Genomic DNA, 21,052 nt, shown 5'->3' on the forward strand with positions numbered 1-21,052 from the left:
CAACACATCACCAATATTAGCGTCAATATCAAACTGGCCGTTAACATTTGTTGTAGTGCCGCTCGCGGTTCCTTTTCGCGTAACACTTACGCCTATCAGCGGCTGTCCGCTGGCGTCCCTTACTAAACCTGTTATTTTTATGGTTGCTTTGGTATCAACGCTAACCGGGGTCAGTATAGGCATACTACCTAAGTTTTGTGCAACCCCTATAAAATTGCCAACCAGTTTAAATTGCAACTGGGTTTGATTGTGTAGTTCTGTGAGCACATCACTAAGCGGTTGTTTGCTGATATGCAGGGTAAGGCCGGGTAATTTATTGATTACACGGGCATCATATACAAAAGTTACATTTGCCTGCTGCTCAATGCGCTTAAACACTTGTTTAATATTGGCATTGTCAACATTTAAGTTCATTTCGGGCACGTGTGCCTTTAGCGGCCAGCATCGCGGCACAGCATAACTGAATTCCAATGATAATTGTAGTAATGCGCATGCATTTTCGAAGTATAGGCAATAATTTGCCGTAAAAATTCTTCATATTTGTAATGGTTTAAATATTAATATTAAACTGAGCCTATGCTGTTTATGGGTCTCAAGCATGTTTACAGCCGGCTAATCTTATTCCGGGGGCATTATGTTCCCGGTTTTTTCTTTTTAGCTACTAAGAAAGAAAGTGCCTTATTTAACAACTACTGTACTGTCATTGGCCATTTTATAGTTAAAGTGTTTAGTAAAGCTTAATATTTCCATAATGGTATCCGGGCGTTGGTTACCAAGGGTAATGGATATCCTTTCTTTTAACAGATCTTTATCTGTTACAGTTATTTTGGTATTGTATTTCTTTTCTATAGCTTTAAATACATTGCTCAGGTCTTCCCGGTCAAATACCAGTACATCTTTGCACCATAGATTAACTATTGCTTCTTTGGTTTGTGCTTTAGCAATGTGCTTAGTGGTTGTATTAAGTACAATTTCTTCTTTAGCAAGCAACATAATTGCAGGTTTTTTTGGCTCATTAAGTAAGGTAATACCTACCTTGCCAGTAACCACGCTTACTTTGGTTTTCCCCTCGCGCTGGTAAGAGCGTACATCAAAAGATGTCCCCGGGACGGTGACATTCAGATTATGTGTCTTAACCAGGAAAGGGTGATCCGTCATATGTTTGATATCGAAGAAAGCGCGCCCTTCAATTAACTCTACCTCGCGCACTTTTCCATTAAAGTTTTTAGGATATTTAAATATCGAACCTGCATTCAACCAAACTTTAGAGCCGTCGGCCAGTAAAATTTGGATCACTTTATTTAACGGAGCCTTAACGACATGTTTCTCAACCGGTAAAGCCTGTTGATCAGCCGATCGGAAGATAAAGAAGCCCGCAAGTAAAATAGCCGCAACAGAAGCAACTGGTAATAAGATCCGTCTTAAAGAAATCGGCCTCACGGACAGGTTGCATTTCTTTTTCTTGTTGAATCCTTTTTTGCAGGTTCTTAAAAATACGTTGTTTAATCTCCTCTTCGTCCTCGGGCGATGAAGTATTTACAACTTCTACCCACCCATCGTTGGTTGTATCATACCATTGGTGAAGCTGTTGTTTCTCTTGCTCAGATGCGGTGCCTTCGAAATATTTTTCTGCCGGGCGTTTTAACTCGTTTGTACTCATCTCGGACTTTAATTACCCTATTTTATAGTATAGAGTAGCCTAAGGACAAAATACCCTTGGTCTAAAATGATATTTTTTAAAATTAAAGGGAGGTTATAAGAAAAAAGTCATCATATCGCCCATATTGGCGCGAATGACTTTTAACGCTTTAGTTAGGTGGCCCTCAGCCGTCTTTTGTGATATGTTGAGTTGCTCGGCTACATCGGCCAGCGAGCGGTCCTGCAATTTATTATATTGGAACACCAAGCGGCATTTCTCAGGTAGTTTATTGGACAACTCAGTGATGATCTCCAACAGCAATTTGTCATCAATATTTATTTCGGCAGTTTGCAAACCTAACCGGCTAATGATGTCTTCTTGTTTTTTTGTGTTTTTTTCTTTGGACAGCGCACGATAGACAGAATAGCGGGCCATAGAGGCCGGTATGCCGGCAATGATTTAATGGTTAAAGTTTCCCTTTTCTTCCACAAAATGAAAAAGACATCCTGTACAATCTCTTCCGCTGCATCGGTGTCTTTTAATAATTTATGTGCGATATAGTAAAGCTTATCCCAATAACGGTTATAGATTTCAGTAAAGGCTAATTCATTTCCGGTCCGTAGCAGCCCGGTCAATTGATCGTCGTCAAGTAAATGAATAGCGCTCACAATTTTTAATTTAAAACGAATATAACATAAAATTAATGAAGGTGTATAACGTGGTAATTTGGTTATTTTAAGAGTTTGTATGTACAAACTCTTGTAAGATTGAATAATTGCTCCTATCTTAGACTATTCCAATAAACCGAAGCATCCCTGTTGCTGAATTAATTATGAAGAAGAGTATTTATCTTTTATTCTTTACTTGTGCCGCTATTATTTTAGGCGGGGTTGCAGCCTGTAACCGCCCAATAAGCAATCAGGAAGCCGAGGCCGAGATTCCGGATACAGTAAGCTATAATTTTAATATACGCCCGATATTATCTGACAAATGTTTTAAATGCCATGGCCCTGATGCCAACAAGCGACAAGCCGGTTTAAGATTAGATCTGCCTGAAGAAGCATTTAAAGCTTTGCAGGATAATCCTAAAGCGCATGCTTTTGTAGCTGGAGATCCGTCGGCATCCGAAGTGTATTTAAGGATTACGTCGTCAGATTCAGCTATGATGATGCCACCACCGGCGTCTAACCTGAAAAGATTAACGGAACACGAAACAGATCTTATTAAAAAATGGATAAAACAAGGTGCTAAATATGAAAAGCATTGGGCTTTTGTTGCCCCCAAAAAGCCCCATTACCAGTTGTAAAAGATAAATCGTGGCCAAAAAACGAGCTTGACTATTTTATATTAAGTAAACTGGAAAAGAAAAACCGGCGCCTAACCCCGAAGCGGATAAAGAGCGCTTACTAAAAAGGGTTAGTCTTGATCTTACCGGGCTACCACCAAGCCTGCAACTAATGGATAGTTTTTTGGCTGATAACAGCCCGAATGCATATGAAAAGGTTGTTGATAGGTTACTACAAAGCCCTAATTACGGCGAAAAGATGGCTTTGCATTGGCTGGATGTTGCCCGCTATGCCGATTCGCATGGATACCAGGACGATAATTACCGCAGCCAATGGCCGTGGCGCGATTGGGTGATCCATGCATTTAACGAGAACCTGCCTTACGATAAATTTATTACCTGGCAAATGGCCGGCGACCTGATGCCGAATTCAACCAAAGAGCAATTGTTAGCTACAGGTTTTAACCGTAACCATAAAATTACTGAAGAGGGCGGCGTGATAGATGAAGAATATCGCATAAGCTACGTAACAGATCGCACTAATACTTTTGGCAAAGGCCTGTTAAGTGTTACTATGGAGTGCGCACATTGTCATGATCATAAATACGATCCCTTTTCACAAAAAGAATATTACCAACTGTTTGCTTTTTTAACCAGGTTAATGAGAAAGGGATAACATCAGTAGTTGGCGGCCCCGAAACCTATGCCAAAAAGCCAATGATACAGATCACCAATGATGATGTAAAAGGCATATTAAATTTTGTAAACAAGCAGGATACAAATAAACTCATCGTATCTGTAATGGGCGATACCGTTCGGAAAACTTTTATACTTAAACGTGGTAATTACGACGCGCCCGGCGATGAGGTACAACCCGGTACGCCAAAAGCAATATTACCTTTCCCGGCAAATTATCCTAAAAATAGGTTAGGGCTTGCTATGTGGATGTTCAACAAGAAGAACCCGCTTACCGCGCGGTCATTTGTGAACCAGCAATGGCAGGAGTTTTTGGACGCGGTATTGTAAAAAGTTCGGGCGATTTTGGGATGCAGGGCGACCTGCCAAAAAATTTGGCCTTGCTTGACTGGCTTTCAGTTGATTTCGAAGAGCATGGCTGGAACGTTAAACGACTGGTTAAACAAATTGTAATGTCAGCGACTTACCGGCAATCAGCAGTTATTAGTCCTGAAAAACTAAAGCTTGACCCGGATAATGAATTACTATCATATAGTTCACGCTCGCGTTTACCGGCCGAATTAGTGCGTGATGTAGTTTTAGCCAGCAGTGGTTTATTAACCCGAAGTATTGGCGGGCCAAGTGTTAACCCTTACCAACCACCCGGGTTATGGGAAATGGCCAGTTCGGGCCGGGGGCAGTTGGCCACTTACAAACAGGTGCACGGTGCGGGGTTATATCGTCGTGGTATGTATACCTTAATAAAACGTACCGTTCCGCCGGCGTCGTTGGCCATATTTGATGCCAGCAACCGCGACCAATGCGAAGTCCGGCGCCTGCGCACTAATACCCCTAACCAGGCACTGGTAATGATGAACGATCCAACTGTGCTGGAAGCAGCCCGTGTATTGGCAGCTAATTTACTAACCGAGAATACGCAGGTGAAAAGTAAAATATATAAAGCATTCCGTTTGGTAGTTTGTAGAAAGCCTAACGATAAGGAATTGGCTTTATTAACGGGTTATTACCAGGACGAGCTTAAAACAACCGATAGTAAGGCAGCCATCAAACTATTAAATGTTGGCGAATACCCAATACCTGATAAAATAGATAAAGTTAAGCTTGCTGCCTTAATGAAGGTTATGGCTGCGCTATATAATTTGGAAGAAACCATTGTAAAAACTTAAGGCTATGGAGAAAGATATTTTAGAACATCATCTTAATTTAAACCGGCGAAAGTTTTTATCAAGGCTAAGTCTTGGGTTGGGTAGTGTTGCCCCGGGCTCATTGCTTATTCCTGACCTATTTAGCGGTACGGATAGCGGGACTGATTTTATCCCCGGCATGCCCAATTTTGCGCCTAAAGCTAAGCGCGTAATCTATCTCTTTCAGAACGGGGCGCCGTCGCAATTAGAGTCATTTGATTATAAACCAAAATTGCGGGAAATGATGGGGCAGGAGTTGCCGCCATCGGTACGTGGTAACCAGATCCTGACCGGTATGACGGCTAAACAGGCGTCGTTCCCATTGGTAGGTTCGTTTTATGATTTTAAGCAATACGGCCAGGGGCGTGCGTGGATAAGCGACTTGTTTCCCCATATCGCCAAAATAGCCGATGATATCTGTATCATTAAGACCTTACATACTGAAGCGATCAACCATGATCCGGCATTAACCTTTTTCAAACCGGTGCGCAACAAGGCAATCGGCCAAGTATGGGCTCGTGGGTAAGCTATGGGTTAGGTAGCGAGAACAAAAATCTTCCCGCATTTACCGTATTACTGTCAAAAGGCAGGGGTAACGGGCAAGGCGTATATTCCAAACTCTGGAGTAATGGGTTCTTGGATTCCATTCACCAGGGGCATACAATTTAGCAGTAGCGAAGATCCGGTGCTTTACTTAAAAGATCCGGATGGAATGAGCCGTGACGAGCGGCGTAAGATGTTGGATAAGCTTGCGGAACTGAATGATATGTCCTACAAAGAGTTTGGTGACCCTGAGATCAATACCAAGGTGCAGCAATATGAAATGGCCTATCGGATGCAAACTGAGGTGCCTGATATTATGGACCTGTCCAAAGAATCAGATGATACCGTAAAAATGTATGGGCCGGACTGTTTGGTGCCGGGCACTTATGCCGCTAATTGCTTGTTAGCTCGTAAACTATCTGAGAATGGTGTGCGTTTTGTACAGCTATACCACCGTGGTTGGGATCAGCATGGTGATTTGCCTAACCAGATGGCCATGCAGGCCAAAGATGTGGATCAGGCATCAGCAGCATTAATCACTGATTTAAAACAAAGAGGGTTGCTTGATGAAACACTGGTAATTTGGGGCGGCGAATTTGGCCGTACCAACTATAGCCGTGGTAAACTGGATGTGAAGAATTATGGCCGCGACCATCATCCACGCTGTTTTAGTATCTGGATGGCGGGTGGTGGTATTAAATCAGGTATGGTTTATGGCGAAACAGATGATTTTGGTTACAATATTGTTAAAGACGGTGTGCATGTGAATGATTTCCATGCCACGGTGCTTAATCAGTTAGGCATCGATCACGAAAAACTTACTTTTAAAAGCCGGGCCGCAGATACCGCCTTACCGATGTAGCAGGTAAGGTAGTACGCGGAATTATAACCTAATATTACCACATAATGGAAAGAAGGAAATTTATACAACAAAGCACCGTTTTTACGGCAAGCTTTTTTATTGCGAAAGATCTGATGGCAAAAAACGACGGCCCTATATATGGTCATAACGGCATGAAGTATCGCATGGATAATACCGGGGTAAACTCGACCCGCAAAACCACCCGGTGAATGATTGCCATGAAATGGTGCAAGACTCGAAAGGCCGCCTGATCCTGCTGACTAATGAGACTAAGAATAATATACTTATATATGATACAGCCGGTAAGCTGCTTGATTTTTGGGGACATGATTTTCCCGGCGGGCATGGCTTAACTTTAGTTAATGAAAACGGAACGGAGTTTTTGTTTATTACTGATACCGTTAAGCACCAGGTATATAAAACTACCATGGATGGTAAGATACTAATGACCATTAACGCACCGCTGGAAACAGGGGTTTACAAAAAAGCAGAGGAGTTTGTCCCTACGGAAACTATTGTCGATACCAACGGTGATATCTTTATTGCTGATGGTTATGGCGCGCAATACATTACCCATTACGACAAAGATGGTAAACTACTAAACTATTTTGGGGGCCGGGGCGATGGTGATGACCATTTTGATAACGCACATGGAATAGTAATTGATCGCCGTCAAAAGAAACCTTCACTATTAATCACTGACCGTACCCGTAATTGTTTCAAACGGTTTAGTTTGGATGGTAAACTGCAGGAAATAATAAAACTGCCCGGAGCTTGCGTATGCCGGCCGGTAATAAAAGACCAACATTTATATGCCGCAGTATTAAGATCGATTGATATGAGCCATCCGGCCAGCGGGTTTACTACCATACTGGATAAGCATAATAAAGTGGTCTCTAACATAGGCGGTACCGAGCCGGTTTACCAGGCCGGAGTATTACAACCGATGAACCAGGCAGAAAAGATCTTTATTCATCCGCATGACGTTTGTGTTGATAAGGATGATAATTTGTATGTGACTCAATGGGCATCGGGCAAGGTGTATCCTTATAAATTCACCCGCGTTTAATTTATTGGGCTGCTAAATGATTAGACAAAGTCACCAAACTTTTGCTGAAACCTTATTATTTGTACTGAATACATTACTGGTTTTTTTACTGATCTTCAGTAATCACTGGTTGTACCGCATTGGTTACAGCCGGTTGGGCGTATGCATCCGTTACTTTTACACTTCCCTATTGTTATATTGATGATGGGGGTATTGTTTGAGTTTTTCCGTTTCCGCTCAACGTTTAAAGAAGAAGCCCTTTATCAAAATTTTACTACTGTATTATTACTAATGGGTAGTTTGTTGGCAGCCATTACAGCCATAATGGGCCTTTTCTTGTCCAAAGAAGCGGGATACTCGGGTAATGTTTTGCAATGGCATAAATGGACAGGTGTGAGCCTTGTTTGGCTAAGTTCTGCCATTTATTGGTGCCGTAATTACTCATGGTATAAAACTTGGGTAGCTAAAGCAAGCGCAACTATTACGTTTATTTGTCTTGTTTTTGCAGGGCATTACGGAGCTGATATTACCCACGGGGAGAATTTTGTATTAGGGCCTGTTATGCATCAGCAAGCGGCTGTACCTATTGATAAAGCTTTGGTTTACCGGGATGTTATACAACCTATATTTGAAAGCAAGTGCGTTAGTTGCCATAATGATGATAAGTTAAAAGGACGCTTGTTGCTTAGTGACATGGAGGGTGTTTTAAAAGGTGGTAAAAGCGGTAAGCTATTTGTTGCCGGTAGCCCTCAGTTAAGCTTGTTGTTACAGCGTTTACATTTACCCTTAGCTGACGATAAGCACATGCCGCCGGCAGGCAAACCCCAACTAACCGATGACGAAATAGCCCTGTTATACCTTTGGATAAAAGGCAAGCCAAACTTTACACAAAAGGTTATAGCATTGCCTGTTAATGATTCATTAAGATTACTTGCTGCGTCAAAATTAAGCCCACCTGAAGCTACTACCGAAAACTATGATTTTTCGGCTGCAGATGAAAAGAAAATAAAAGAGTTAAATAATAATTATAGAGTGGTGCAGCAAATAGCGCAGGAATCGCCTGCACTATCTGTAAGCATCTATAGCAAAAGTAACTATACGCCAAAAGCGATAGAGGAACTTGAGCCGGTAAAAAAACAAGTAGTATCGCTTAGTCTTAATAAGCTACCAGTAAAAGATGCGGAACTAAAAACTATTTCAAAATTTACTAACCTGCGCCGGTTAAACCTGAATTTTACAGATATCTCGGGAAAAGATCTTGGCGAACTTTCTAAACTTAAAAATTTAAAGGAGTTATCATTAGCGGGTGTCCAGCTTAAGGCTCAGGAACTTGAACCAATCTTATCTGTAAAAACCCTAACCGAATTAGTAATATGGAATACCGGTATAAAGGATGCGGAACTGCAACAATTAAAACAGCGCTATAAACAAGTTAATTTTGTTACCGGATTTAAAGATGATGGTGTACCAATAAAATTGAATGCCCCTCAAGTTAAAAGCACTACGTGGGTGTTTTCAAAGCCGTTCGAATTAGTCATCAGTCACCCGATTAAAGGCGCGATCATTCGATATACTACAGATGGCAGCGATCCGGATAGCATTAAATCGCCGGTCTATAAGCCCGGAATGATCATCAGCAGCGATGTGACAATAAAAACCCGCGCCTATAAAGAAGGTTGGTATGGCAGTGATATCGTTACTTTAAATTATAACCGGAATACCTATACACCCGATACTTCCGTCATTGAAAAAATAATGGGGGCAAGATGATGATCGATAAAGAGCTGGGCTCTTTTAAACCGTTTGATGGTAAATGGGTTGGTGTACCATTTGAAATGGTGATCCATATAACTTTTAATAACGCCGTAAGCTTGAAAACAATTGGGATGGGATGTTTGCGCCTTAACGGGCAGCAAATACTTTTCCCTGAAGGTATAGAAATATCAGGAGGCAATGATAAACGTAAACTGACCTTGGTTGGTAGAATAAAACCGGCAAAACCGTTAAAGGATGATCCGGATAAGAGAAGCCTGTTTGAGGCTAAGCTGACAACTGCCCAGCCACTCAAATATTTTCAGATCAAGGTAAAGCCGGTTAAACCACAGCCATGGTTCCCGCCGCAAAAACAGCCTCTGTATGGGTAGATGAGTTGTTTTTTAATTAAAGACCGGTTTGGGGGCCGGTAAGTTATGACTTAGCCAACGGATTAGGGTAATTATCGCTCTGATCCTCAGCTACATTATCCAGGCATTTGAAATCCTTTTCAATCAACAGAAATAAGTTATTGTCAAAGCCTTCGAAACCAACCCTGTCGGTTCTTTCCCATTCGGTGGCCATTTTTGCGGGCATTAACAGCGTTATTTTATTGTGATCAAAAGTTGCTATTAGGCTATTAAACCCACTTCGCTCCAATGCGTAAGTAAGCGTTTGACTGCCGAAATCTATAATTTCTTCTATATAGCCGTTTAGTGAAAATTGCTCAACATCTGTTTTAGTTAAACGGTAACGTAATGAATTTCCTTTAATCCTGATTTTCATAATAATATTATTTACTCTAATGTCCCAGAGACAACGGTGCCATCTGGGACGCCTGTACGGTAGCATGTTTTATAATTTAATAGATAAAGAATCCCGATTGCTATCATCTTTAATAAGCCCCGTTATTCTGTTTAAAACATATTGTATTGATAATATTTACTTAATTATTGTAATTTTTAATGATTTGTTAAAAATTGATCAATTTTTGCCTTAAATAAATTTAATTTTTAATGATTTATTAAGTTTTATTAAAAATATTTAACAAAATCTGTTTTATATCACACTTAAGTCGTCATCTATGCACAATATTTACTGTTTAATATGATAAAATTAATACTATTTATTTGATTTTAGACTTTTATTGATTAAAATTGCTATTGTAAATGCATTTTAGGTCGCACTTTATTGTATTTATCAGTAAAACGCTTTAACAAACAAAAATCGATATGATAAAATCAACAGTCATAGTGATTGGCAATGGTATGGTTGGTTACAAGTTTTGCGAAAAACTTGTAACTAAATCATCCGGGTTCAATATCATCGTATTTGGCGAAGAGCCGCGTCAGGCTTATGATCGCGTTCATTTAAGTGAATATTTTAACGGAAAATCAGCAGATGATCTTTCCCTGTCAAGCCGGGAATGGTATGATGAGCAAGGTATTACCTTGTATCTGGGTGACCCGGTGCAGGAAATAAACCGTGCAGATAAAACTGTACATTCTTTAAAAGGCCTCACCTTAAAATATGATTACCTGGTGCTGGCTACGGGTTCATCGGCATTTGTGCCCGACATACCCGGTATTGAAAAAGAAGGCGTATTCGTTTATCGCACAATCGAGGATCTTGAATTAATAAAAGCCTATGCAGCCACTGCCAAAACTGGTGCGGTTATGGGTGGTGGTTTGCTTGGCTTGGAAGCAGCAAAGGCGTTAATGGATCTCGGCATTACCGATACCCACGTAATTGAATTTGCGCCGCGTTTAATGCCGAGGCAAATTGATTCGGCCGGTAGCGCTATGTTACAGTCTAAATTAAAAGAATTGGGCCTGACTGTTCATTTAAATAAAAGTACATCTTATATAGGTGGCGCACTTAAGGCGGATGCTTTGCATTTTAACGATGAGAGTGTATTACCTATTGATATGCTGGTCATATCGGCAGGCATACGTCCGCGCGACGAATTAGCTAAGCTGGCGGGCCTGCAGGTAGGTACCCGTGGCGGTATAATGGTTAATGATAAAATGCAGACCAGCGATGAAGCCATTTTTGCCATAGGCGAGTGCGCTTTATATGAAGGTATGATATATGGCCCGGTAGCACCGGGTTATGAGATGGCCGAAATCGTGGTATCACAATTAATGGACGGTAATAAGCTGTTTTATAGCTATGACATGAGCACCAAGCTTAAGCTGATAGGAGTTGACGTTGCCAGCTTTGGTGATGCTTTTATTACCGAGCCCGACTGCCGCACTATTGTTTTCGAGGATACACATAAGGGGATATATAAACGCATTAATATTACTACCGATGGTAAATACCTGTTAGGCGGCATTTTAATTGGCGATGCTGACGCTTACAATATGTTATTGCAAACCGTTAATAATAAATTGGTATTGCCGCCAAACCCGGAGGATTTAATATTGGGTTCGCGGGGCGGAGCGGAAAACGAAGGCGCCGGTGTGATGAATCTGCCTGATGACGCGCTGATCTGTTCATGCGAAGCGGTTGATAAAGCGATGATCTGTTCATCGGTTACTGATCTGGGTATCACGTCTGTTGATGGTATGAAAAAATGTACCAAAGCCGGAACTGGCTGTGGCGGATGCATTCCGTTGGTTAAGGACCTGATAGCAGGTACTATGAAAGCTAACGGGCAATATGTAAAAAATGTATTGTGCGAGCATTTTGACTACTCGCGCCAGAACTGTTTGACCTGGTGAAAATAAATCAGCTTAAAAATTACGATCTGGTTCTTGACCACTTTGGTAAAGGCGATGGCTGCGAGGTTTGTAAACCTGCCGTTGCAAGCATACTATCAAGTTTATGGAACGATGTTGTTGTAAAACAGGATACGATACAGGATAGTAATGACCGGTTTTTAGCAAACATCCAGAAAGGCGGCACTTATTCAGTTGTGCCGCGCATACCTGGCGGCGAAATTACGCCGGATAAGCTTATAGTATTAGGTCAGGTAGCCAAACAATATGGCTTGTATACCAAGATAACAGGCGGCCAGCGCATTGATTTGTTTGGCGCGCATCTTAACGACCTGCCGGCTATATGGGAGGAGTTAATTGACGCCGGTTTTGAGAGCGGGCATGCTTACGGAAAGGCATTACGTACCGTGAAAAGCTGTGTGGGCAGTACGGTGCCGGTTTGGTTTGCATGATAGTGTTTCATTCGCGATAGAAATTGAGGACCGGTATAAAGGGATTCGCGCACCGCATAAGCTGAAAGGTGGGGTTAGTGGTTGTATCCGTGAATGTGCCGAGGCGAAATCAAAAGACTTTGGAATTATAGCTACCGAGAAGGGCTGGAACTTATATGTATGCGGCAATGGCGGATCAAAACCACAGCATGCCGAGTTGTTTGCAGCAGATATTAATAAAGAAACGCTGGTTAAATACGGACCGCTTCCTGATGTTTTACATAAAAACAGCCGAGCCTCTATCGCGCACAGCTACCTGGCTAAATAAAATGGATGGCGGGTTAAGTTACCTTAAAAACGTGGTGATAAATGATAGCCGGGTATTTGCGATTTATTGGAAGAAGAAATGCAACTGTTGATAAACACCTATCACTGCGAATGGAGAGAAGTTGTTGAAAACCCGGAATTGCGCAAACGCTTTACTCATTTTGTAAACGCCCCCGAAGAAAAGGACCCTACAGTTAAGTTTGAGCCGATGCGCGAGCAGATAAAGGCACAATGGTAATCAACTTAAAAAATCAAGAATATGGAAACTATAACAGATAACTGGGTACTGGCCTGCCGTGTTAATGATATACCGCAGAACGGCGGGGCTTGTGTAAAGCTGGGCGACGAGCAAATAGCGATTTTTAATTTCAGCCGCCGCGGCGAATGGTTTGCCACGCAGAACTTATGTCCGCATAAACAACAAATGGTTTTATCAAGAGGCATGATTGGCAGTACCGGCGAAAATTGCGAGCCAAAGGTTGCTTGCCCGTTTCATAAAAATACATTCTCGCTTTTAAGCGGTCATTGTTTAACAAACGAAGAACTTTCAATAAAAACTTACGCGGTAAGGGTTGAGGATGGTAAAGTATTTATTGCGCTTTAATTTTACAAGTACACTGATATTAAGAAAGAAAGGAGTGTAACGAAAATAAAATCTGGTCAATAAAAAACCCCGTCGGGAGGTCGCATTCCCAGACAGGGCAAATAGTTTTAATCGCTTTAACAAAAAAACCAAACCAAATGTACAAAAATGAATTAAACCACCGCATTACTGCGTTAATTCTATTGTTTTCGTCATGCTTTTTACCCAATCCGCCATAGCACAGCTTTCCTTAACGGGCCAGCTCCGAACGCGGGGCGAGCTGCGCGACGGTTACGGAACATTAGAAACCATCGGCAGTAAAAGTGCCGCCTCTATAGGGCAACGCACCCGGCTTACTTTTAATTACAAATCAAGCAAAATCGTTTTTCAGACGTCTATACAGGATGTACGGTTATGGGGCGAGGACGCATCTACAATCAACCCGGCAGATGGCGCTAAATTAGCCATTCATGAAGCACGGGCCGAATTAATTCTCTCCAATAAAAAAGATACAGCATTTAAAGTTTCTCCTTTTGATTACTTCGCTATAAAAATAGGTCGCCAGGAATTAGTTTATGATGACGAACGCTTATTAGGCGCTTCAGATTGGTTAACCCAGGCAAGACGGCATGATGCTGTAGTTTTTAAACTACTGCAAAAAGGCTGGCAGGTTGACCTTGGCGCGGCATTTAACCAAAATACCGATGCTGTAAATTACAACGGAACTTATTATACACCGGCGAATGTACCGACAACTGTAAAAGACAGCAAAGGTAATGTAATGAATACTCCTGCAGGTTATATTCCGCTGATAAATGCAGCAGGTGTTAGCGCAAAAAATGGTTCACTGGTATTCCTTAACCCGCCTGGTACCAATGCACTTAATCAAAATTATAAAGCATTGCAATATTTATACGCCGCTAAAAAGTTCGGCAAAACTAAAATATCCGGTCTCTTCCTGGCAGATCAGTTTGGGAAATATATACTGGATTCTGTTAAAAACACATCGGGTACAGATGTTGGCTATCTATACGGTAAACACTTTAACCAACCCGGCGTAAACACCCGCATTACCACCGGCATATTAATTAACCCGGTGTTTGGTAATAAAAACGAATGGGCATTTAATGGTGGTTACTATTATCAGGGCGGCCATGACAAGGATGGGTTAGAACTGAACGCTTATACGTATACATTGGCGCTATCCTACAAACCGGCCAAATTTAGCTATACCGCAGGTTTAGATGTCTTATCCGGCAATGACGCGCTTTCAACATCAACAGTTAATCATCGTTTTGATCCACTATATGGTACTCCGCATAAGTTTTGGGGATATATGGATTATTTCTATGCCGTAAGCGGTTCGCCGTTGGGTGGTTTAAGCGATCCGTATTTAAAGATAAAATATACCTCGGCCAACAGTAGGCTTACCACAGAGCTTGCCGGGCACTACTTTTCTTTAGCCGATAACCAGAAAAATATTAACGGTGCAGCAATAGCCAAACACCTCGGTACCGAGTTTGACCTTACCGCTGGCTACAAACTTAATAAGTTTACCAATATAGATGTGGGTGTATCCTACATGGCGGCAACAAGCAGCATGGAATATGCTAAAAACATCACTCCATCAACTGCCAGCCTTAAACCTGTTTGGGCCTTTTGCAGATCAATATCAAACCAGAATTTTTAAACAAATAATTATTCAACGGACATGAAAAATCAACTTACTAAACTCAATATATTTTCTTTAAAGGGTGTGCAAATGCGTACGTTCCATACAACCTGGCTAATGTTTTTTGTATGCTTTTTTGGCTGGTTTGGCCTCGGCGCCTTTAATGCCTACCATTCGTGCCGAATTACATTTAACCAAGGCGCAGGTAGGTAATACAATCATTGCATCAGTAGCGGTAACCATTATTGCCCGGTTGCTCATAGGCAAGCTTTGCGATACGGGGCCCGCGTAAAACCGCGGTAAGGTTGTTATTGATCGGGTCGATACCGGTATTTTTGTCGGGTTAGCGCATGATTATACTTCGTTTTTGTTATTTCGACTGGCTATTGGTGTGATAGGAGCCTCGTTTGTTATCACGCAGTTCCACACTTCTATGATGTTTGCACCTAATATTAAAGGCACCGCTAACGCGATTACCGGCGGTTGGGGCAACCTTGGCGGCGGGGTAACCAATATGGTAATGCCTTTAATATTCGCAGCCATTGTAAGTTTTGGTTATACCAAGGCCGAAGCCTGGCGTTACGCGATGATTGTACCGGGTGTAATGATGCTGATCATCGCTTTTTTATATAACAAATACACCAAAGATACCCCTGAGGGAAACTATGATGAGATTGGCCATACCAAAACACAGTCGTCAAAAACTGATTGGAGCGTATTGGCCGACTGGCGTATTTGGGCACTAACTTTAGCTTATGCGATGTGCTTTGGGATGGAGCTTACATTTGATAACGTAGCCTCGCTGCACTTTGTTGATACCTTCCATCTTAACCAAAGCTCTGCCGGTTTTTGGGCCGGCATATTTGGCTTCATGAATTTATTTGCCCGTGCGTTGGGTGGTATTGCCTCTGATAAAGCAGGCAAAAAATTTGGTATGCGCGGTAAAGGATTACTGCTTGCCGGTGTATTACTTTTAGAAGGGTTGGGGTTAATATTGTTTGCCAAGTCTGGCTCTTTACCAATTGCCATACTCTCCATGTTAACGTTTGCTATGTTCCTTAAAATGTCAAACGGAGCCACTTATGGTATTGTGCCGTTTGTTAACGCTAAAAATGTAGGACTGGTTAGCGGCATTGTAGGTGCCGGTGGCAATCTGGGTGGTATGCTGTTTGGCTTCCTTTTTAAATCAACTTCGGTTACCTATGTTGAGGCATTTACTTATATAGGCTATACGGTAATTGTAGTATCGGTAATTGTATTGGTAACCCGTTTCCAAAAGAAACCCATCACTGACGAGCAATCTGAAAAAAGCGGGTTAGTGGGCGCAGTATAATTTATTATGCAAAAAACAAGGCACACCACAAACCAACTAAGTACCACCTGCTGTTATTGCGGGGTTGGCTGTGGTGTGCTTTTAAACAAAGAGAAAAATGGTTCGGTTAGTTTGGAGGGCGATAAAGATCACCCAGTAAATAAAGGCGCGTTATGCAGCAAGGGCATGAACCTGCATCACACGGTTAATGACAAAACCGACAGGTTGCTCTATCCGCAAATGCGGTACAATAAAAACATGCCTATGCAGCGTGTTAGCTGGGACGAAGCGCTTGACCGTACCGCAGCGGTTTTTAAAACATTTATAGAAAAGTACGGACCTGATTCGGTAGCGTTTTATGCATCCGGGCAATGTTTAACCGAGGAATATTATGTAGTTAACAAACTCATTAAAGGCTTTATCGGCAGTAATAATATCGACACTAACTCCCGCCTTTGCATGAGCAGCGCGGTAGCGGCGTATAAGCTGGCGCTGGGCGAGGACAGCGTGCCACTATGTTATGATGATATTGAACTGGCCGATTGCTTTTATGTAACAGGTGCTAACCCTGCCTGGTGTCATCCCATTTTATGGCGACGTGTTGAGGCTCATAAAGCCGCTAATTCGCATGTCAAAATAATTGTTGTTGATCCCCGCGTCACCGATACCTGCAGCGTAGCAGATTTACACTTGCAATTAAATCCCGGTACAGATATTACCCTAAACCACGCAATTGGTCGGGTACTGATAGAAAATGGAGATATAGACCTTGATTTCATCACCAACCATGCCGAAGGCTTTGAGGCTTACAGCAAACTGGTTTTTGAACGCACGATAACCGAATCAGCATTAATATGCGGTGTCAGCGAAGCTGATATTCGTTTGGCAGCGCAGTATATAGCTGAAGCAAAAGGCTACATCGCTATGTGGACGATGGGGCTTAACCAAAGCGCTATCGGCGTAAATAAAAACCTGAGCCTGATCAATCTAAATTTAATAACCGGGCACATTGGGAAACCCGGCTCAGGGCCGATGTCACTAACAGGACAGCCCAACGCCATGGGTGGGCGCGAGGTGGGTGGCTTATCCAATTTATTGCCCGCTCATCGCGATTTAGGAAATGCGCAACACCGTGAAGAGGTAGAGAAATTTTGGGGCGGTACCACTATAAACCCAAATCCCGGATTATCTGCAACCGAGATGTTTGAGGCGTTAAATGACGGTCGTTTAAAAGCTATTTGGATAATGTGCACCAACCCTTTAACCAGTATGCCTAATGTGCGTTTGGTTGAAGAGGCATTGAAAAAAGCCCGGTTTGTAGTAGTGCAGGAGATTACCAATAAATCAGAAAGTTTGGCATTTGCCGATGTAATATTACCTGCTGCCGCCCGGGCCGAAAAGGAAGGTACGATGACCAATTCAGAGCGCCGCATAAGCTACTTAAACAAAGTACTTGACGCGCCCGGCGAAGCATTACGCGATGCAGAGATCATTTGTCGCTTTGCGAAAAAATGGGCTATAAAGGATTCGACTTTGAAAATCCTGCCGCTATTTATGCCGAGCATGTTCGCTTAACTGCAAAAACCAATATCGATATAAGCGGCTTAAGCTATGAGATATTGAAACAGCATAAAACAGTACAATGGCCCTATAAAAAGAAGAGTCAGACGCAAGGTACGCCCCGTTTATTTACCGACAGAAAATTTTATACCCAATCGCAAAAGGCTATTATCTATCCGGTGGCTGATACATTGACCAGCGAATTGCCTGATGCAAATTTTCCATTTATTTTAACAACCGGCCGTATCCGCGATCAGTGGCATACCATGAGTAAAACGGGCAAGGTAAATAAGCTTAACCAGCATTACCCGCAATCGTTCCCGGAGATACATCCTGACGACGCTGAAAAATTAAATATCAGCGAAGGTGATGTTACGGTTATAACCTCAAAACGCGGTACGGTGCAAGTTAAAGCTAAACTATCGACCCAAATAAAACAAGGAGTTGTGTTTTTGCCTATGCATTGGGGCAAGATTTTAGGTAATGATCTAAACCGTGCCAATAACTTAACCAACGATAAGGTAGACCCCGTATCAAAAGAACCCGATTTTAAATTCTGCGCTGTAAACGTGGCTAAGTTTAAAAAGCCTTTTCAGCGCATTGTAGTTATTGGGGCAGGCGCAGGATCATACGGATTCGTAAAATCATACCGTGAATTAAATAAGGACGACCAGATCACCATCTTTAGCAAAGAAAATTACCCGTTCTACAATCGGGTTATGCTGCCTGATTATATCAGCGGCGAGCAGCAATGGGAGCAACTGGTAAAAATGAAGGACGAGGAAGAACCCGAATACAAAATAAACCTTTTGCGCGGCATAAGTATAGAGCGCATAGACCGCGTTAATAAATACGTATTAGACTCCGTGGGTATAAAAACTCCTTACGACATATTGTTGATTGCCACGGGCAGCCGGGCTGCAGTGCCCCGAAATGTACCAGCGCTTCCCGGCATTTTTACCATGCGCAACCGTAACGACGCCGATAGCTTTAAAAAGCATGTGCCGGCGGGTGGGCATGTGGTAATTGTAGGTGGTGGTTTATTGGGGTTAGAGATGGCTGCTTCGCTACGCGAGATTGGTATTAAAATAACCATCATACAGCGTACTTCGCGGTTTTTAAACCGGCAGCTCGATGCCTTAGGAAGCCAGTTATTACATGAAGAAATGGCCGACCAGGGCTGCGATATTTATTATGATGATGAGATCCAACTGTTTTATGGCCGCTCAAAACTAACAGGTATTGGGTTGAAAAGTGGCCGTAAGATCAATTGCGATGCCATGATACTGGCAATTGGCACAACGCCAAATTTTGAACTTGCTAAAGAGTGCGGGTTAGAATGCCGTCGGGGTGTTATCGTAAATGAGCGCCTGCAAACCAGCGATCCTGACGTTTATGCTATTGGCGAAATAGCCGAATTTAATGGCACCTTATATGGCATAACCGCAGCCGCCGAGCAACAGGCACAGGTAGTTGCCGCTTACATGAATGGCGACATTGCCAGCTATTACAAAGGCAGCCTGTTTATGAATATTATTAAGATCCATGGATTTGACCTGTGCAGTATAGGATTGCCGGAATGCCCCGATGACATTAATTATGAAGAAGTGGTTTTTACCGATAAGGCCAAACGCTATTATAAAAATGCATTATCCACCAGGATAGGCTGGTAGGGGCTATTTTAATTGGCGATAAGAGTGAGTTTCTTGAGTTTAGGGACTTGATAGCCAACCAAACAGAATTGAGCGAAAAGCGGCTGCAATTACTTCGTAGCGGCAACAAAGCAGACCCGGTATTAGGTAAACTGGTTTGCAGCTGTAATAATGTAGGCAGCGAGAATATCCGCAAAAAAATAGATGAAGGCTGTACTAACCTGAAGGACCTATGTGCTACCAGCGGTGCGGGCATGGGTTGCGGATCGTGCCGTCCTGAAGTGAAACGATTACTCGAAGAAGCACTGAATAATTTATCATTAGCCAAAGCGGTTTAATATGGATCACCTCATTAAAATAAACTTACCCGGGGGCTTTATATCAGCCGGCGATTTGTATGAGATATTATTGATCGCCGAAAATGCCGGCGCAACTGATATCCGCTTCGGAAACCGGCAACAACTTTATTTTACTGTTAAAGCAGATAAGCTGGAGGATATGGAACTGGATATGCTGAAAGCTGAGATCAGCTATGAGATAGATGATGACAGCTATCCCAACATTATAAGTTCGTACGTAGCAGATACTATATTTAATCATCATGAAGGGTGGCTGCGCGAGGGTGTATATAAGGACATCTTTGACAGGTTTGAACATCAACCAAAATTAAAAGTGAACCTGGTTGATGATCGCCAAACGTTTGTCCCTTTTTTTAGTGGCAATATAAATTTCATTGCATCTAACGTTAATAATTACTGGTTTACTTATATCAGGTTCCCCAAAACTGATAAACTGTATTGTTTACCTTCATTGGTGTATTCTGAAGATATACCTGCTTTAACCAAAGCTGCCGAAGACATTATCATGCAAAAAAAAGACCTGTTTTACAATCAGGCAGATATAGATGAAGAGTTGTTTTATAAAACTCTGCTCAAAAAAATAAGCCTCGCCCTCAGGCCGGTAACCGAACCACTAAATGTACCCGATTTTCAGCTGCCTTATTATGAAGGTTTTAACCGGTATGGCAATAAATACTGGTTGGGTATTTATCGGCGCAATGAACTTTTCCGGGTAGGATTTTTAAAGGATGTGTGTTTATTATGCTTGAAAAGCAGGATAGGCCAAGTTTATACCACACCCCGGAAAACTATTATCATAAAAGGCATTGAACAGACCGACAGAAACCAATGGGGACTGATATTAAGCAAATATCACTTAAATGTGCGCCATGCTGCTAACGAGTTAAATTGGCAAATTGAAGACATGTGTAGCGAAGGGTTGGAACTGAAACAACAGTTAGTACGGCAATTTGAAGAAGCCGATTTGCGAACTTACCAACTTAGCTTTGCTATTAAAACGCAACCCAAAACGGGTTTGCAAGGTGCTGTAATTCTGCGAAAGAATGAGTCAGGCGACTACGACATATTGCACACACGAGATTTTAACCCAAACTCAAAAGACGAAGTACGCTACGCCCAAAAAATAACGCCCCGATTGTTAAGTAAAAAACTAATTACTTTATGTAAAGAGTTTTACAGTCAGCAAGCCGATCCCCATTTATCAGCTACTTTAGTTTTATCAGAAGATACTATTTTGCAACAAGATAGCTTGTCTGTTTACGAGTGCAATAACTGTCTTACCCGCTATGACAAACAATATGGCGATGCTGCAAATAATATTGAAAAAGGCGTTGATTTTGAATTGCTTAATGCCTACACGTGCCCTGTGTGCGAAGCGCCGAAAAGCGAATTTAAACTTATATATACTGCGCCTTAATACTGGG

The 21,052-nt window shown here is 42.2% G+C and carries 26 protein-coding genes and 2 pseudogenes; 22 read left to right on the forward strand and 6 right to left on the reverse strand.

Annotated elements, in window-relative coordinates:
- The 5 genes from HK413_RS01925 to HK413_RS16080 form a co-directional block, all read right to left on the reverse strand.
- The coding region (locus HK413_RS01925) for a carboxypeptidase-like regulatory domain-containing protein (RefSeq protein WP_394353109.1) at positions 1–414 on the reverse strand (414 nt) is incomplete at its 3' end.
- Between the two features lie 264 nt (positions 415–678).
- A complete protein-coding gene (locus HK413_RS01930) occupies positions 679–1,296 on the reverse strand; it encodes a FecR family protein (protein ID WP_175268939.1) in 618 nt (205 codons plus the stop codon).
- Positions 1,297–1,348: 52 nt separating this feature from the next.
- Positions 1,349–1,660, reverse strand: a complete 312-nt coding sequence (locus HK413_RS01935; protein WP_175268940.1) for a hypothetical protein — start codon at positions 1,658–1,660, stop codon at positions 1,349–1,351.
- Positions 1,661–1,753: 93 nt separating this feature from the next.
- Positions 1,754–2,074, reverse strand: coding sequence for a sigma factor-like helix-turn-helix DNA-binding protein (locus HK413_RS16075; RefSeq protein WP_246229525.1), 321 nt, complete (start codon positions 2,072–2,074; stop codon positions 1,754–1,756).
- Complete coding sequence (locus HK413_RS16080; protein ID WP_317169199.1) at positions 1,996–2,307, reverse strand: sigma factor; 312 nt, start codon at positions 2,305–2,307, stop codon at positions 1,996–1,998. Before HK413_RS16080 ends, HK413_RS16075 begins: the two co-directional genes overlap by 79 nt.
- Before the next feature lie 164 nt (positions 2,308–2,471).
- Here HK413_RS16080 and HK413_RS14405 point away from each other — a divergent pair, with 164 nt between their 5' ends.
- The 10 genes and pseudogenes from HK413_RS14405 to HK413_RS01970 all read left to right on the forward strand — a co-directional run bounded on the left by HK413_RS14405 (position 2,472) and on the right by HK413_RS01970 (position 9,401).
- On the forward strand, positions 2,472–2,945 hold the full coding sequence (locus HK413_RS14405; RefSeq protein WP_217451952.1) for a c-type cytochrome domain-containing protein: 474 nt from the start codon (positions 2,472–2,474) through the stop codon (positions 2,943–2,945).
- A 70-nt stretch (positions 2,946–3,015) separates the two neighbouring features.
- A pseudogene (locus HK413_RS14410) lies at positions 3,016–3,600 on the forward strand (DUF1549 domain-containing protein); the annotation flags it as partial.
- 41 nt (positions 3,601–3,641) lie between these two features.
- The gene (locus HK413_RS21825) at positions 3,642–3,950 is read left to right on the forward strand and encodes a DUF1553 domain-containing protein (RefSeq protein WP_217451953.1); all 309 of its coding nucleotides are present in this window, start codon (positions 3,642–3,644) and stop codon (positions 3,948–3,950) included.
- The gene (locus tag HK413_RS14420) at positions 3,866–4,786 is read left to right on the forward strand and encodes a DUF1553 domain-containing protein (RefSeq protein WP_394353110.1); all 921 of its coding nucleotides are present in this window, start codon (positions 3,866–3,868) and stop codon (positions 4,784–4,786) included. Before HK413_RS21825 ends, HK413_RS14420 begins: the two co-directional genes overlap by 85 nt.
- A gap of 157 nt (positions 4,787–4,943) precedes the next feature.
- A pseudogene (locus HK413_RS14425) lies at positions 4,944–5,473 on the forward strand (DUF1501 domain-containing protein).
- Complete coding sequence (locus HK413_RS14435) at positions 5,433–6,209, forward strand: DUF1501 domain-containing protein (RefSeq protein ID WP_217451956.1); 777 nt, start codon at positions 5,433–5,435, stop codon at positions 6,207–6,209. The pseudogene HK413_RS14425 and the gene HK413_RS14435 overlap by 41 nt, the downstream one beginning before the upstream one ends.
- Positions 6,210–6,253: 44 nt before the next feature.
- Positions 6,254–6,418 carry a hypothetical protein gene (locus HK413_RS01955; protein ID WP_175268941.1) on the forward strand — a complete coding sequence of 55 codons (165 nt, stop codon included), beginning with the start codon at positions 6,254–6,256 and terminating at the stop codon, positions 6,416–6,418.
- Positions 6,415–7,278 carry a 6-bladed beta-propeller gene (locus tag HK413_RS01960; protein ID WP_175268942.1) on the forward strand — a complete coding sequence of 288 codons (864 nt, stop codon included), beginning with the start codon at positions 6,415–6,417 and terminating at the stop codon, positions 7,276–7,278. Before HK413_RS01955 ends, HK413_RS01960 begins: the two co-directional genes overlap by 4 nt.
- A gap of 141 nt (positions 7,279–7,419) precedes the next feature.
- Entirely contained in the window at positions 7,420–9,027 is a 1,608-nt protein-coding gene (locus HK413_RS01965) for an FN3 associated domain-containing protein (protein WP_175268943.1), read from the forward strand.
- A complete protein-coding gene (locus HK413_RS01970) occupies positions 9,024–9,401 on the forward strand; it encodes a hypothetical protein (protein ID WP_175268944.1) in 378 nt (125 codons plus the stop codon). The genes HK413_RS01965 and HK413_RS01970 overlap by 4 nt, the downstream gene beginning before the upstream one ends.
- 43 nt (positions 9,402–9,444) lie before the next feature.
- On the opposite strand, the gene HK413_RS01975 is transcribed toward HK413_RS01970, so the two are convergent.
- On the reverse strand, positions 9,445–9,795 hold the full coding sequence (locus tag HK413_RS01975; RefSeq protein ID WP_175268945.1) for a DUF7009 family protein: 351 nt from the start codon (positions 9,793–9,795) through the stop codon (positions 9,445–9,447).
- 446 nt (positions 9,796–10,241) lie between these two features.
- Here HK413_RS01975 and HK413_RS16085 point away from each other — a divergent pair, with 446 nt between their 5' ends.
- From HK413_RS16085 to HK413_RS02005, 12 genes are all read left to right on the forward strand, one after another.
- Positions 10,242–11,735 (forward strand): FAD-dependent oxidoreductase, encoded by a 1,494-nt coding sequence (locus HK413_RS16085; RefSeq protein ID WP_246229526.1) that lies wholly within the window; start codon positions 10,242–10,244, stop codon positions 11,733–11,735.
- Entirely contained in the window at positions 11,732–12,184 is a 453-nt protein-coding gene (locus tag HK413_RS16090) for a hypothetical protein (RefSeq protein WP_317169200.1), read from the forward strand. Before HK413_RS16085 ends, HK413_RS16090 begins: the two co-directional genes overlap by 4 nt.
- Positions 12,177–12,491: a hypothetical protein gene (locus HK413_RS16095; RefSeq protein ID WP_246229527.1), complete on the forward strand. Its 315-nt coding sequence runs from the start codon at positions 12,177–12,179 to the stop codon at positions 12,489–12,491. The genes HK413_RS16090 and HK413_RS16095 overlap by 8 nt, the downstream gene beginning before the upstream one ends.
- Before the next feature lie 66 nt (positions 12,492–12,557).
- The gene (locus HK413_RS16100) at positions 12,558–12,728 is read left to right on the forward strand and encodes a hypothetical protein (RefSeq protein ID WP_246229528.1); all 171 of its coding nucleotides are present in this window, start codon (positions 12,558–12,560) and stop codon (positions 12,726–12,728) included.
- 21 nt (positions 12,729–12,749) lie between these two features.
- Positions 12,750–13,094, forward strand: coding sequence for a nitrite reductase small subunit NirD (gene nirD / locus HK413_RS01985; protein ID WP_175268946.1), 345 nt, complete (start codon positions 12,750–12,752; stop codon positions 13,092–13,094).
- Positions 13,095–13,287: 193 nt separating this feature from the next.
- Positions 13,288–14,763, forward strand: coding sequence for an alginate export family protein (locus HK413_RS01990; protein ID WP_217451957.1), 1,476 nt, complete (start codon positions 13,288–13,290; stop codon positions 14,761–14,763).
- A 127-nt stretch (positions 14,764–14,890) separates the two neighbouring features.
- Complete coding sequence (locus HK413_RS16105; protein ID WP_246229529.1) at positions 14,891–15,037, forward strand: hypothetical protein; 147 nt, start codon at positions 14,891–14,893, stop codon at positions 15,035–15,037.
- Between the two features lie 99 nt (positions 15,038–15,136).
- Positions 15,137–16,078, forward strand: coding sequence for an MFS transporter (locus HK413_RS01995; RefSeq protein ID WP_317169201.1), 942 nt, complete (start codon positions 15,137–15,139; stop codon positions 16,076–16,078).
- Between the two features lie 6 nt (positions 16,079–16,084).
- Entirely contained in the window at positions 16,085–17,632 is a 1,548-nt protein-coding gene (locus tag HK413_RS16110; protein WP_246229531.1) for a molybdopterin-dependent oxidoreductase, read from the forward strand.
- Positions 17,569–19,290: an FAD-dependent oxidoreductase gene (locus HK413_RS16115; RefSeq protein WP_246229532.1), complete on the forward strand. Its 1,722-nt coding sequence runs from the start codon at positions 17,569–17,571 to the stop codon at positions 19,288–19,290. The genes HK413_RS16110 and HK413_RS16115 overlap by 64 nt, the downstream gene beginning before the upstream one ends.
- 47 nt (positions 19,291–19,337) lie before the next feature.
- Entirely contained in the window at positions 19,338–19,607 is a 270-nt protein-coding gene (locus HK413_RS16125) for a (2Fe-2S)-binding protein (RefSeq protein ID WP_246229533.1), read from the forward strand.
- Between the two features lies 1 nt (position 19,608).
- On the forward strand, positions 19,609–21,045 hold the full coding sequence (locus HK413_RS02005) for a rubredoxin (RefSeq protein WP_175268947.1): 1,437 nt from the start codon (positions 19,609–19,611) through the stop codon (positions 21,043–21,045).
- Positions 21,046–21,052 lie beyond the last annotated feature (7 nt).

Source organism: Mucilaginibacter humi (genome assembly GCF_013087555.1).

Bases quoted from the DNA above. Each gene is read 5' to 3' on its own strand.
- HK413_RS01965 (WP_175268943.1), top strand. From the start codon at position 7,420: ATGCATCCGTTACTTTTACACTTCCCTATTGTTATATTGATGATGGGG.
- nirD (WP_175268946.1), top strand. From the start codon at position 12,750: ATGGAAACTATAACAGATAACTGGGTACTGGCCTGCCGTGTTAATGAT.
- HK413_RS01970 (WP_175268944.1), top strand. From the start codon at position 9,024: ATGATGATCGATAAAGAGCTGGGCTCTTTTAAACCGTTTGATGGTAAA.
- HK413_RS16075 (WP_246229525.1), bottom strand. From the start codon at position 2,074: ATGGCCCGCTATTCTGTCTATCGTGCGCTGTCCAAAGAAAAAAACACA.
- HK413_RS02005 (WP_175268947.1), top strand. From the start codon at position 19,609: ATGGATCACCTCATTAAAATAAACTTACCCGGGGGCTTTATATCAGCC.
- HK413_RS21825 (WP_217451953.1), top strand. From the start codon at position 3,642: ATGATACAGATCACCAATGATGATGTAAAAGGCATATTAAATTTTGTA.
- HK413_RS16115 (WP_246229532.1), top strand. From the start codon at position 17,569: ATGGGCTATAAAGGATTCGACTTTGAAAATCCTGCCGCTATTTATGCC.
- HK413_RS01935 (WP_175268940.1), bottom strand. From the start codon at position 1,660: ATGAGTACAAACGAGTTAAAACGCCCGGCAGAAAAATATTTCGAAGGC.
- HK413_RS01975 (WP_175268945.1), bottom strand. From the start codon at position 9,795: ATGAAAATCAGGATTAAAGGAAATTCATTACGTTACCGTTTAACTAAA.
- HK413_RS01955 (WP_175268941.1), top strand. From the start codon at position 6,254: ATGGAAAGAAGGAAATTTATACAACAAAGCACCGTTTTTACGGCAAGC.
- HK413_RS14435 (WP_217451956.1), top strand. From the start codon at position 5,433: ATGGGTTCTTGGATTCCATTCACCAGGGGCATACAATTTAGCAGTAGC.
- HK413_RS01990 (WP_217451957.1), top strand. From the start codon at position 13,288: ATGCTTTTTACCCAATCCGCCATAGCACAGCTTTCCTTAACGGGCCAG.
- HK413_RS14405 (WP_217451952.1), top strand. From the start codon at position 2,472: ATGAAGAAGAGTATTTATCTTTTATTCTTTACTTGTGCCGCTATTATT.
- HK413_RS16110 (WP_246229531.1), top strand. From the start codon at position 16,085: ATGCAAAAAACAAGGCACACCACAAACCAACTAAGTACCACCTGCTGT.
- HK413_RS16085 (WP_246229526.1), top strand. From the start codon at position 10,242: ATGATAAAATCAACAGTCATAGTGATTGGCAATGGTATGGTTGGTTAC.